The following is a 12,124-nucleotide window of genomic DNA, read 5'->3' as shown; positions in this document are numbered from 1 at the left end:
CGCTCCCGTTGAGAACGGCGTTGCTCAACGAGATTGCAGTGCTCGTGCCTCACCCCTGGGCGTCACTGCACCACTGCCACTCCTCCAGCCTTCGCACCCACCACGAAATACAGGTGTAAGCAGCCCCGGCGTCTCGCTTTACGGAGGACGCCCAGCCTTCGGGTGCAGTGGGCGAGGCCGCCGCGCTCGAAATCATGGGCTGGGACGGACCTGAACTCAGTCTGGAACGCTCCTATCACAACGCCGCCGTGATTCAGCGCCCCCTGACCATTCTGCTGATGGAAGCGATGCAGCGCAAGGGTGAAGCCCTTCAGGCACAACCCGCACGACCCACACCACAGCCCTCCAACGAACTTGAGAAGACCCTGATGTTCCGCCCGGCCCAAACACTCCACCACACAGCTGAACAAACCCGGGGGGCACCGCCCTCACCTGGTTCCGCCTTTACTCTCTTTGCTCCGTCGTGGGCACACCAGGAAACTCTGATGACTAATGGGAAAGACACCTTGCAATGCCGCGATGAAAGAGATTGATGGCCGCCGCCCTGGTGGATTACGGCAGTGGCATGGCCCTCGGCACCGTCGGTTCCGGCGTGGATCTCGAATTGGCCGCCGCTGAGAACAGCGATGTGGTGCGGGCCAAGATGAAGACCATGAAGATGTTGGGCATTCAGGGCGAGATCGAAGACATCCTGATCACCCTGCAAACCCAGTATCACATCATCTACACCGTGCCCCATCTGCCGCTGTTTTTGTACTTGGCGCTGGCCAAAGACAAGACCAACCTGGCGTTGTCGCACTACAAAATCAAAGCGCTGACCAAAAATATCAGCATCACCTAACCGACTCCGCCGTGTCCAACTTCTGAATGAAACGCGGTGAGCGGTCAAGTGGTGTGACTGTCCAGCTGCTGGCCGCTTCTTCTGGCGGATCATTCTGTAGGTCTTGGGAGGAGTCTTTCCACAAAGGAATGGAGGAGGGAAAGTTGGCGGAGGAGCCGAGGCGTTACGCGCCGCCCTGTGAGTGCGCACGGCCCCGTCTCCAGCCCTGTGCCGCAGGTCAAGCCGAATGGAGCAGTCCAGCCTGCCTCAGCGTTTGTACGGTCGGACTGCTTGCTCTCATCCCTCGGCCATTCGGCCAGCACAGCGACCACTGACCCGCGACGTCTTCCCTCACTCGGACTGCTTCAGAGTCTATTGATAACGGCGTAAATCTGAGTGGGAGGACAAAAGCGGGCCTTGTACTCCACGTGTCCTACCGTAGCGCCTTCATCTGTAACGAACCTCAATTTCTACCGTTATCGATAGGGGGCCTAAGCCGTTGGCTTAGGCCGCGCTCCAGCCACTGAACTCTGACCTGACCACCGCAGCGGTTCACGAAGGGGCCGACCAGGGCCGGCAGACACCAGAGCGGCAAGATAAGCTGCGGCAGGGCCGACAGCAGACGCCACGGCACCATAACTGGCCAACTCGCCGGTACAAATCGTCTCTGGAACGTGGAATTCATCCATCAGCCGAGTCAAGGACGTTCTCGCCGCTTCGGTATCTTGGTGGTGTTGCAGCCAAACATCGGGCACACTTCCGTGCTCGTCTACGGCCCGCCACAACCCGTGGAGGGCACTGCCGACGGTTGTACACCCCTCGTCTCTGCGTCACCGGGCACACCGACGAGGTTCCCAGTGACGCAGCTCTTCAGCGATGAGTGGCGAGGATCTGAAGTTTTCCTTGCGCAGCGTGCCGAGCTGACCGCAATGCCGCGCTCTTGGCGGAGTTCTTGCACCTCCTGGTCACCGAGCGGGAAGGCCAAACTGCATGCTGGATGATGATTGGGAAGCGATGGCGGTAGGGCGTTGGGGCAAGTCCTGTCCCCACCCTACCGACTAACCAAAACCCTTCCAAAAGTTCAGGCCAACCTGGCACCCTACTCTCCAGCAGTGCACTTGACTTGAAAGAGTCCACCTGCCTTGTTATATGAAAGGGAAAAGACGAAAAGACTTGTCAGGAGCATGTGATAGGAAACGATGCAGACTGTGGTATGTCGCTTCGCAACCGCAGTGCTGCCCTACTGACCCTTACCCTCCTGAGCGTGGCCGCCGCAGTGCCCCTCAAGATCGCTTCGGTGAGTCCCCTGAGCGGCGGTCTGACGGGCAGCGGCACCGAACTCAAACGCGGCGCAGAGCTGTCCGTGAGCCTGCACCTCCAAGAGTTCAAAGCACTGGGGTACGAGCTCAGCCTGGCGTCTTTTGACGATCAGGGTTCGCCTGTCGCGGCCAAGCCCTTGGCCCAACGGTTGGCTGCCGACAAGAGCATTCTCGGCGTCGTGGGTGCATACAACTCCAGCGTATCCAACGTGCTGGCCGGGGCGTTTGCACCCACCAAGTTGGCCATCGTTTCCGTCAGCACCAACGACCAACTCACCAAAAACAGCTGGTCGCATTTTAACCGGGTGGTGGCGCCTGACGGCGCTCAGAGTGTGGCGGCTGGCCGGTACGTCATCAACGCGCGGCCCAAAGCGGTGTATGTCATCTCTGACAACACTACCTATGGCAACGGCCTGACCAGAAGTGTGCTGAGCCAGCTTAAGAGCAGCGCCGTCAAGGTGGTGGGCTACGGTGGAGTCAGCACGGATCCAGAGATCAGCCGCATGATCCAGAAGGTGAAGGCCAGCGGAGCAACGATGGTGTATTTCGGGGGAACGGATGATGTGGGCGGCCGCTTGGTCAAAGCCTTCAATGCAGCTCAGGTGAAGGTCGGCTTGGTGGGCAGCGACGGTATCGATTCTCCGAATTTTATTCGTCAGGTCACGGGTCTGGCCGAAAACATTACCTACACCACCGTGTTTGGTCCCGTCAGCTTGTTTACGAACAGCAACAGCTTTGCAGAAAAATACAAGGCGACTTACAAAGCGCCTGCCAGCGGCCTGGCCGCCTATGCTTACGACGCGACCGAAGCGCTGCTGGCCGGATTGAAAGCCGCCGTGGTAGAAGCAGGCAGCGTCCCGACGCGTGCCCAAATCAGTGCAGCGGTACGAAAGGTCAATCTGCCGTCTTGCTTTACGGCGGAGCGGACGGGCTGCCAGACCATCACAGGGGCGTTGGCCTTTAGCGCGACCGGAGAGCGGCAGAAATCGGCCGTGCTGGTGATGAAGTACGACGAGATGCTGCAGACCAAGCTGACGAAGTTCCAGGCCATTGATGCCAACGACCTGAAGTAACAATGTGTCAGACCTCTTGGGGAGGGGTTTGGTTGCTGCCAAGCAGGGGACCAATCACAGGGCAACATCTAGGTCGGGCGCATTCTGCCAACGGTGGAGACTCAGGTCAGTTGGAGAGTCAAGGCTTTTGCGCAGCCAAGGAACAGGGTTGTTGAACCCCCATGACCACGGGTGAGGTCAAGCTCACTCGGTTCCAATGAAAGCGCACTTCTGGTTCGCCGCACTTGAGAATGCAGTCTGCCGGACTCCTGTTCACAGCGAGCTGGAGGTCAAGGCCCAGTTCTCGGCCCGAATGGACGCAGCGTCAAAGCCACTGGCCCGTATGGTCACTTCCTGAATCGGCTCAGCAGGAAACAGCAAATCGCTGATGACCAAGCGCCCCCACCGCAAGCACTTCCACAGAGGAAGCGTCTAAACAGATCTGCAGGTCGTGCTGGGCCAGGTCAAGTGGAATCACTCCCCGGTGTTCACCGCAGTATCCGTCCAGCAGGGCGGTACTGGGGTGAAAGGCAGCCACCCGGGACGGCGGGCCACTGCAGCAGCACTTCATGGGCCTGTGCAGTGGGAGCCGGATTGTTGTCTGGGCCCTTCCACCCGAGCAGCGGCAAAGGAGGCCGGGGCATAGCAGCAGTGGAAATGGCGTGATCACCGCGCAATCTGATCTATACCATCGAGACGCCACGCTATGGGTTTGGCGAGGTCGACCGGAGAAACTGTTGAGTTGATGCCTTCCACAACTCACTCCCCCTTATGAGGATACTTAGCTGGAGCCGGATGCCCAGCCAAGACAGCTAAGCTGCGGGCCGGAGGTTGACTATGAACTGGAAAGGACACTTATTTGCCTCACTCACGATTCTGGGTGTGGCTGGGGCTCAGAGTCTGGCGCCCGCGTACAGCGCAGCAACCCTGCAAGGCTTATGCCTGACCCCAATTGTGAGCTATTTCAGTGCGGGAAGGGCGGATCAGGTGGCCACTCAATACGGAAGGGAATCGTTTGTCCAGCTGGCTCAGGCTTTGAACTTGCGTCCTATTGACCCCCGCGGCTGTAAGCTCGTGACGCACATCCAGGGAACCCACGTGCGCGCTGGGAACGTGAATGTCTTGACAACCATGCTGCACGTGGTTATTCCAAATGCTCGCGTCACGCAGGCAGCAACCTACTCTGGGAACGCTTATAAGACGGATCTCCGGACACAGGTCTACCTCACGACCATCCAGGACACCAGAGTTTTTGCTGAACTTGGACAATCTGGCCCCGCGATTAACACGTCGCTGAAGAATTTGATCCAGCAGATTGTGAATACCCGGCTGCCTCGACCGTAAGGTCTGACAGAACCGACTCAGGCTTGAGGACACGACGGCCAGGATAGGGCGGCATCTGTTAACAGGGTCGCGTCGCCTCACCTGCCGTCCTGGTCGGCCAAGGGGAGGGTTGACCGTCGACCACATCTGGAACCCTTGTTTGTGAATGCTCATTCTGATCGTCGCAGAGACGCTGGTTCAGTTGTAAGGATGCGGATCTTGGGAATGCAGGCTTAGAAAGGCCTGCGTTCCTTTTCTCCTCTTGCATCCGCTTCCCTGCTGTTGTCTCCCTTGACGCCGTGTGGGTCGCGAGGAGAGCTCGACGGTCGTGCTGCAGCCCTCAGGAGGACTCACCTACTGGTGGTCAGACCCATCCAGACTGAACAGGTCAAGAAGAGCGGAGGCGTAACTCCGCAGTTGATCCATGGAGATGACCTCTGAGACGTCATGACCACCCAAGCGCCGCATCAAGCCAGCCCTCGGCACCTGTGGCGCGTGGGTGACATCAGAAGAACACACCTGTACGGAGCCATGCCCGTCCACCGCCCGTCACAGTCAGGGCCGGATGCCGTTGCTGCTCGTACAAAACTCGTCCAGAAACCAGCGAGAACCCCCAAGGCGTTTCTCGCTCTCGCAATCCTTTAACGAGCGGCGAGCCGAACTTGACATACCACTTGCAGAAAGTCTCGTGGCTGACGTATCCCCCAACTCCCCCTGAGTCCACCTTTACCTCGGCTTAAAGGCCTGTTCTCTCCGCTGTGCACCCTTCAGACTAGGGTGCGTGCTCCGTCTTCCCTTCCTCTGTCGAAGCAGAGGGACAGGCTGAAGTACACCAGCCTACGGTGGCGAGTGTGGTTCTCCCATTGGCGGATGTGCTGCCACAAGTGGGTGCTGAAGTGTCTTGTTGTGGGTCACCTGCAGTACAGCCAGTGTTATTCCTACAGTAGAGCACTGGAGGCGCAGGTCAAGATCAGGCAAGGTCTCCCCCTCTGGTCTGCGCCCCCGGCAATTCCGGCACGGTGGCCTGTGAATTTCTGATCTACTCTTCAGCATGTTGGAACCTGAACTGGTGGCGGACGTGCTGCATGCGGCGCGGTCAGGTGGCGCGGAATGGGCCGAGCTCTTTGTCGAAGACACGTGGCAGACCAACCTGACGCTGCTGCAAGGCTCGGTCAAGGAGGCAGGCGGCGGCAATCTGTACGGCGCGGGTCTCCGGCTGCTGTACGGAACCAAAGTCGTGTACGGCTACACCAACGACACTTCGCGCCGGAGCCTGCTTGACGTGGCACAGGCGTTGGCCAAGTCGCAGGGCACGGCGGGCGTCACCGGCGCAGACGGCAGCGGCGGGCTGAATTTCCGCCGCCCAGAAGCCCAGCGGCTCTGGGCTGTGCGGGATCACCCCGAACAGGTCAGCAAGTCGCGCAAGCTCGACATTGCCCGGCGTGCCCACGCTGCGGCGCAAACGGGCCATGTCAAGACCACCGACGTGACCTACTTGGACGTGAGCCAGCGCGTGCTAGTGGCCAACACCGATGGCGATTGGGCTGAAGATGAGCGCGTGCGTTCGCGGCTGATGGTGCGGGCCATTGCTGAAGACGGCACCGCCCGCGCCGACGGCTATGCGGGGCCGGGCGCGTCGCAAGGCCTCGAATTTTTTGAGGGTGAGCTGCCAGAACACACCGGCGCGGAAGCGGCCCGGCTCGCCAACGCCATGCTGCACGCCGGATATGCCCCGGCTGGAAAGATGCCGGTGGTCATCGGCAACGGGTTTGGCGGCGTCATTTTCCACGAAGCCTGCGGCCATATTCTAGAAACGACCGCTGTTGCCAAAAATGCCAGCGTCTTCGCTGACAAGCTGGGCCAAAAGATCGCGGGGACGTGTGTGTCCGCCGTCGACGACGGCACCGTACCGGGGGCCTGGGGCAGTCTTCATACCGATGACGAGGCTACGCCCAGTGAGCGCACCCTCCTGATCGACCGGGGCGTGCTGACCTCGTTTATGGTCGACCGGGTGGGCGAACGGCAAACCGGGTACCGCCGCACGGGCAGTGGCCGCCGTCAGAATTACACCTTCGCCCCGGCCAGCCGAATGCGCAATACCTTCATTTTGGCCGGAGAGGATACGCCGGAACACCTGATTTCACAGGTCGAATTCGGGCTGTATGCCCGCACGATGGGCGGCGGCAGCGTGACCCCCGGCACGGGCGACTACAACTTCACGGTCAACGAGGGCTACCTGATCCGCAACGGACAGATCATGGAGCCGGTGCGCGGGGCAGCGTTGGTGGGGAACGGCGCACAAGACCTGCTGAACATCACCGGGGTCGCGGGCGACTTGGCCTGTGGGCAGGGGATGTGCGGCAGTATTTCCGGCAGTATTCCCACCGATGTGGGGCAGCCGCATCTCCTTATTTCAGAGTTGACGGTGGGAGGGCGATGATGAACCGGCCAGAGCACCTGACCTTAGAATCGGCGCGGGCGTACCTGATGGCGCAGGCCCGGAAACGCGGCGTGGCGCTGGAAGTCTATGCCGAGCGCAGCACGGCCACCACCATTCAGGCCTTCGGCGGAGCCGTCAGCGACTTCAAGCTGTCCAGCCGCCAAGGACTGGGCCTGCGGGCGCTGGTGAACGGCGCCTGGGGTGCCTCATTTACCGAGAATCTGGCCCCGCCTGCCCTTGACCGGGCCCTGGACAACGCCCTTGAAAACGCGGGCCTGAGTGCGCCCGTCCCGCATGCCGCGCTGCACGCTTGGGGTACGCCGCCTACCCTTGACCTGCACGGTGAGGGCCTGAGCGGGGTCACGGTGGAACAGAAAGTGGGCCTGGCGCTGGGCCTTGACCAAGCCGCGCGGGACGCCGATCCCCGCGTTCAAAGCGTTCCCTACAGTGCCTACAATGACAGCGAGGGCCAGATCAGCGTGGAGCACACTGGGGGCCTCGAGCGCAGCTATCAGACGTTGGGAGCCTTTGTGTACGCCGCGCCCCTGGTGACCGAGGACGGGCAGAGCCAGATGAAGAGCGCCTTTCAATTCACCCGCGAATTTACCCAACTTGATCCCGGTCAGACGGCGCTGGAGGCCACCCGCAAGGCGCTGGCCCTGCTGGGCGCGCGACCGGCACCGACGGGGCAGTTTCCCGTTGTGATTGACGCGGAGTGCATGGCGCTTCTGCTCGCGGTCTATGCGGGGGCGTTCAGTGCCCGGCAGGTGCAGGAGGGCAAAAGCACGCTGGCCGGACGCTTGGGCCAGTCGATTGGCAGTTCGCTGGTCACGCTGATCGACGATGCCACGCTGCCCACCGGCATGGACTCGCGCCCCTTTGATGCGGAAGGCTGTCCGAGTGCGCCGCTGACCCTGATTCGGGGCGGCGTCCTCCAGAGCTTCTTGCACAACAGCCAAACGGCCGCGCAGGACGGCGTTCACAGCACGGGGCATGCCAGCCGGTGGTCTTATCAAGGCGTGCTGTCGGTGGCGCCCAGCAACCTCTATATGCTTGCTGGACAGGGCAGCCGCGCCGATCTGCTGGCCCGGCTGGGCCGGGGCCTGCTGCTGACCGATGTCAAGGGGGCACACGCCGGAGCCAACCTGATCACGGGTGATTTCAGCCTTCAGGCCGAGGGATTTTGGATCGAGAACGGCGTGGTGGCGTATCCGCTGGAAGTCTTCACGGTCGCGGGCAATCTGGTGGAGGTGCTCTCAGGTGTGCAGGCCGTGGCCGACGACCTGACCTTCTCGGCCTATGCGGCCGGCGCGCCGAGCGTCCTCATCGACGGCCTCTCGGTCGGGGGATCGGCTGACCCCGCACAGCGTGCAGGTCAAACGGGCACTGGGGGTTCTTGACCTCCACGACAGAATCACCCATCTTCACGGCTCTACCCGCTCGACCACCCTTGCAAATGACCGGCGATCTCGTCTGAGTATCGCCTTGCGTCGTTGGAAGGCCGCCGTGCAGCAGGTGGCTTGAAGTTAAGGTCACCTGCTACCGTTGCTCCTCGGTTACCCCTGGCCAGCAACAACTTGCCAGCACCTTGGGCGGTTCTATACGGCGTCACCGGGCCGTCGGCCATCCCCACTGGGCAGAGTGGACTCAGCTCGAAGGGCGCGCGGCCGGACTCAGCTGCGTCAAATGCCGCAGTAAAACGGCGTAAACCTCCGTAGGTTGGAGCCTGACTTCAGGCAGCAGTTCGGCATGGCCCACCATCAACAGCGGCCCACGTGCAGGCGAAGAGTCGGCTCGACCATGCGAGCCACGAACCACAGTGGGATCCAGACCGATGACGTCCATGAGATAACGGAACCCGAGCTTCTTCTTGGCCAGTGCACGTACAGCCTTGAGCTTGGCTGGGGAATGCGGATCCATAAACAGCTCTGCAGGATCGTACCCGGGCTTGCGGTGGATATCGACAGTGCGCGCGAAGTCCGGCGCTTTGGCATCATCCAGCCAGTAATAGTAGGTAAACCAGGCGCCCGGTTCCGCGATGACCACCAACTCTCCGCTGCGGTCGTGATCCAAGTGGTGTCGTTGCTTTCCAGCGGTATCCAACACTTCCGCCACCCCCGGCAGGGCTTCCAGGAGTGCTTTGACCTGTGCGATCCGCCCCGGATCACTGATATACACGTGAGCGACTTGATGGTCTGCCACGGCAAACGCGGCGCTCATTCCTGCATCCAGAAGTTCCAGGCCGCGTTCTTCGCGCACGGCAATGAGGCCAGCGGCACGCAGCGTCCGGTTGATGTGCACCGGCCGCCAAGCTCGATCGATGCCGTATTCGGACAGCACGACGACCCGGACGTCCCGCGCTTCGTAAAAGTCAATCAGTTCCCCGACCACGGCATCGATCGCTTGCAATTCAGCTGCCATCTCCGGCGCGTCCGGTCCGTATTTTTGCAAGCCGTAATCCAGGTGGGGCAGGTACACCAGAGACAGGGTGGGCGCGTGGTGCTCTTCCGTCCAGCGGGCGCTTTTGGAAATCCACTGACTCGAACGAATAGAAGCGTTCGGCCCCCAGTACTCGAAGAGCGGAAACTCCCCCAGATCAGCGTTTAGGGTTGCCCGCCATGTGGCGGGCTGGGTGTAGATGTCGGGCAACTTTAGTCCATCGGCCGGATACATCGGCCTGGGCGTCACCGCGTAATCCACGCTGGAATACATGTTGTACCACCAAAATAAGTTCGCACAGGTAAAGTCAGGATCCAACGTACGGGCCTCTTCCCACAGCTTAGGTTGTTGAACCAGCCGGTTCGATTGCCGCCAGAATTTGACTTCACACTCGTCGCGGAAATACCACCCGTTACCAACCACGCCGTGCTGAGACGGCCAGGTTCCCGTCAGGTAGGTGGCTTGGACGCTACACGTGACGGCAGGGAGAAGGGCTTCGACGGGAACCAACTTCCCCTTATCGGCGAACCGCTTCAGATGCGGCGTGTTCGGCCCAATCAAATCAGGGCTCAAGCCCACGACATTCAGGACGACTGTGCGGTGGAGGGTGGGGGTGTGCGTGGTGTCCGCCATGGGTCAAGTTCCTTTGATAAAGCGCTGCCAGAACAGAGTCAGGACGAACGCGCTGAGTGCGAGGAGGAGCAGTTCATATGGAGCGCGCTGATGAAACAGCACCAGGGCGTCCAGTAAAGACACGCCAGCGATCAGATTGCCGACGGTTCGGCCCACATTTCGGTGTCTGGGGTTGTAGAGCGAGGTGAGACTGTAGGCCACCCACAGCAGGAAGCCTGCCAGCAAACCGTATCCAGGCAGGCTCGGTGCGGCGCTCAGCGTCAAGGCAAAATAGATCGCCGGCAGCGCCAACAGGGCCACGGGCCAGTACCGTGCAAGGTGGGTTTGGCGCTCGGTTTTTGCGATATACGTGAGGCCCACGATGTAAGCCCCCAGCAACACCGTCCAGACCAGCAGCGCATTTCCCACGGCAGGTGCAAACGCCCAGCTGGCGATCAGATACACCAACATCCGGGTTCCAGCCATCAGCAATGGACTGATGGGGTTGGTTTTGTGCCACAGATCATAGACCACGATTAAGATCGCCAGTGCTGTTCCTCCCAGCAGGGCAGCGCTGGACACGGTGGCCAACAGGCCCAGGCCTGCCGCGAACAGCAGCGTCGTGACGACCGCGGCCTCGGCGCGTGGAACCACTCCAGAGGGCAAGGGCCGTCCAGGGCGCTCCCGAACATCAAGGGTGTAATCAAGGATGTCGTTGAGGTACATCCCAGCGGTGTAGAGCAGCACCATGGCCAGCACCACAAACCCTGTCGCGCCACCGAGAGTCAATGATCCTCCCAGCGCGGCTCCGGCCAAGACATTGGACGCCACAGTAGGGCTGTTCGAAATGCGTGCCAGTTGCAGGTGGCCGCGCAGGCGCCGGATCACCACCGGCGTGCCAACAGCGTCAGAGGACATCTTGCACCCAGCGAAATTCCCGTTCAACCATGTCCAGAAGAGGCCGTTTCAAAGCGGGTGGCAAGACGTCCCAGGTGTAGGTTTCGATCTCAAGGTGAGTGGTAAAGGACTGCTCCCGCAGCACTTGAAGGGTCTCGATGATTTCAGCCTGAGTCGAACCGAGCGTGGACTGTGCAAACTCATCCAGGAACACGGGAACGTGAAAATGAATCCGGGCTTCGGTGAAGGTGGGGTCTTCTAGAGCGGAAAGCGCCTCTGGGAGATCCGGAAACTGCTGGAGTTGGCCGTCGACGCCCCGGGCAATGACTTGATGAAGGTAGGTCGAGTCGACAAAAGGGCGCAGCAGGGCAAGCGCGTGCCGCCGCTCCTGGGGCGAGGAGGGCAGCATCAGCCGAAGAGCTGAACTGAGCTGCACCTTCCCGATCCGCATCCCCGCCCGCTGGTAACATTCCAGGGCAGTGCGCGGCGACTCATAGGCGACGGCGAGGTGACAGGTGTCAAAGCACACCTGAAGATGATCCTGAAAGGCAGCTTTTGCCTGTGCCAGCGTCAGGCCGAGTTCAGCGGCCAGGTGTGAGGCGCCCGCCGTCATCAGGTGATCCGTAAAGAAGGCGGCAAGTTGCTCACTTCGCTCCAGGAGTCCGTCTGGCTCCGGCTCGATATCAAGGTGAATAAGCTGCCCAGTTCGTTCTCGCAGGCGAACGAGCGCGGCCACCACCTCGGTGACATGGAGGGTCAGCTGTGTCCAGAGGCCGGCATCTTGTTCATTGACCCAGGCCCGGTAGGTCAGTGGGCTGGTGGAGATGCCGCCGTCCAGACCTTCCGGTAACAAGGCGCTCAGGATGTCGATCAGCCGAAGGGTGTAGGCCACCCGTTCTGGATCGAGCCAGTCTGGGGCATGCACCTGCGCCTTCACTGCCTGGTGGTGGAAAGGGCCATACGGAAAGCCGTTCATGGTGAACACGTACAGCCCACGTTGATCCAGAAACTCTCGGAAGGCGCGCAGTCGGTGGGGCTCAGCAAGTTCGCGGCTCTCGTTCCCTGACAGCCGGAGCCCAATTCCGAAAGGCTGCTGAGGCGAAAGTTGGGCCCGCAACGGCACAGCGTACCGATCCAGATTCTCCATCACCTCACGCAGGGTGTTGGAAGGATGAATGTTGGTGCAATACGTCAGCTGCAGGGTTCGTCCCGGAATGACCAT

The 12,124-nt window shown here is 60.9% G+C and carries 10 protein-coding genes and 1 pseudogene; 6 read left to right on the top strand and 5 right to left on the bottom strand.

Features of this window, described 5'->3' with window-relative positions; genetic code table 11:
- The first annotated feature begins 167 nt into the window (after positions 1-167).
- The gene (locus M1R55_RS21250; protein WP_249394962.1) at positions 168-533 is read left to right on the top strand and encodes a hypothetical protein; all 366 of its coding nucleotides are present in this window, start codon (positions 168-170) and stop codon (positions 531-533) included.
- A complete protein-coding gene (locus tag M1R55_RS21245) occupies positions 533-841 on the top strand; it encodes a hypothetical protein (RefSeq protein ID WP_249394961.1) in 309 nt (102 codons plus the stop codon). Before M1R55_RS21250 ends, M1R55_RS21245 begins: the two co-directional genes overlap by 1 nt.
- Positions 842-1,311: 470 nt before the next feature.
- Here M1R55_RS21245 and M1R55_RS32315 read toward each other — a convergent pair.
- Positions 1,312-1,632: pseudogene (locus tag M1R55_RS32315) on the bottom strand (DDE-type integrase/transposase/recombinase); the annotation flags it as partial.
- A 401-nt stretch (positions 1,633-2,033) separates the two neighbouring features.
- Between M1R55_RS32315 and M1R55_RS21240 the strand changes: the two are divergent.
- Complete coding sequence (locus tag M1R55_RS21240; protein ID WP_249394960.1) at positions 2,034-3,212, top strand: branched-chain amino acid ABC transporter substrate-binding protein; 1,179 nt, start codon at positions 2,034-2,036, stop codon at positions 3,210-3,212.
- Positions 3,213-3,464: 252 nt separating this feature from the next.
- Here M1R55_RS21240 and M1R55_RS31815 read toward each other — a convergent pair whose 3' ends face one another.
- The gene (locus tag M1R55_RS31815) at positions 3,465-3,587 is read right to left on the bottom strand and encodes a hypothetical protein (RefSeq protein ID WP_256566024.1); all 123 of its coding nucleotides are present in this window, start codon (positions 3,585-3,587) and stop codon (positions 3,465-3,467) included.
- 441 nt (positions 3,588-4,028) lie between these two features.
- On the opposite strand from M1R55_RS31815, the gene M1R55_RS21235 reads away from it, so the two are divergent.
- The 3 genes from M1R55_RS21235 to M1R55_RS21225 all read left to right on the top strand — a co-directional run bounded on the left by M1R55_RS21235 (position 4,029) and on the right by M1R55_RS21225 (position 8,354).
- The gene (locus M1R55_RS21235; RefSeq protein WP_249394959.1) at positions 4,029-4,535 is read left to right on the top strand and encodes a hypothetical protein; all 507 of its coding nucleotides are present in this window, start codon (positions 4,029-4,031) and stop codon (positions 4,533-4,535) included.
- 1,030 nt (positions 4,536-5,565) lie between these two features.
- A complete protein-coding gene (locus M1R55_RS21230) occupies positions 5,566-6,954 on the top strand; it encodes a TldD/PmbA family protein (protein WP_249394958.1) in 1,389 nt (462 codons plus the stop codon).
- A complete protein-coding gene (locus M1R55_RS21225; protein WP_249394957.1) occupies positions 6,954-8,354 on the top strand; it encodes a TldD/PmbA family protein in 1,401 nt (466 codons plus the stop codon). The genes M1R55_RS21230 and M1R55_RS21225 overlap by 1 nt, the downstream gene beginning before the upstream one ends.
- Before the next feature lie 247 nt (positions 8,355-8,601).
- Here M1R55_RS21225 and M1R55_RS21220 read toward each other — a convergent pair whose 3' ends face one another.
- The 3 genes from M1R55_RS21220 to eboE are packed head-to-tail and all read right to left on the bottom strand — an operon-like array spanning position 8,602 to position 12,124.
- The gene (locus M1R55_RS21220; protein WP_249394956.1) at positions 8,602-10,026 is read right to left on the bottom strand and encodes an alkaline phosphatase family protein; all 1,425 of its coding nucleotides are present in this window, start codon (positions 10,024-10,026) and stop codon (positions 8,602-8,604) included.
- 3 nt (positions 10,027-10,029) lie between these two features.
- Positions 10,030-10,923, bottom strand: coding sequence for a UbiA family prenyltransferase (locus tag M1R55_RS21215; RefSeq protein ID WP_249394955.1), 894 nt, complete (start codon positions 10,921-10,923; stop codon positions 10,030-10,032).
- Entirely contained in the window at positions 10,913-12,124 is a 1,212-nt protein-coding gene (gene eboE / locus M1R55_RS21210; protein WP_249394954.1) for a metabolite traffic protein EboE, read from the bottom strand. Before eboE ends, M1R55_RS21215 begins: the two co-directional genes overlap by 11 nt.

Source organism: Deinococcus sp. QL22, from assembly GCF_023370075.1.
In the GTDB taxonomy this organism is placed as follows: Bacteria; Deinococcota; Deinococci; order Deinococcales; family Deinococcaceae; genus Deinococcus.
This window is presented reverse-complemented; position numbering and strand designations above follow the sequence as displayed.

Coding starts and splice junctions, on each gene's coding strand:
- M1R55_RS21245 (WP_249394961.1), top strand. CDS start 533: ATGGCCGCCGCCCTGGTGGATTACGGCAGTGGCATGGCCCTCGGCACC.
- M1R55_RS21240 (WP_249394960.1), top strand. CDS start 2,034: ATGTCGCTTCGCAACCGCAGTGCTGCCCTACTGACCCTTACCCTCCTG.
- M1R55_RS21235 (WP_249394959.1), top strand. CDS start 4,029: ATGAACTGGAAAGGACACTTATTTGCCTCACTCACGATTCTGGGTGTG.
- M1R55_RS21230 (WP_249394958.1), top strand. CDS start 5,566: ATGTTGGAACCTGAACTGGTGGCGGACGTGCTGCATGCGGCGCGGTCA.
- M1R55_RS21225 (WP_249394957.1), top strand. CDS start 6,954: ATGAACCGGCCAGAGCACCTGACCTTAGAATCGGCGCGGGCGTACCTG.
- M1R55_RS21220 (WP_249394956.1), bottom strand. CDS start 10,026: ATGGCGGACACCACGCACACCCCCACCCTCCACCGCACAGTCGTCCTG.
- M1R55_RS21215 (WP_249394955.1), bottom strand. CDS start 10,923: ATGTCCTCTGACGCTGTTGGCACGCCGGTGGTGATCCGGCGCCTGCGC.
- eboE (WP_249394954.1), bottom strand. CDS start 12,124: ATGGTCATTCCGGGACGAACCCTGCAGCTGACGTATTGCACCAACATT.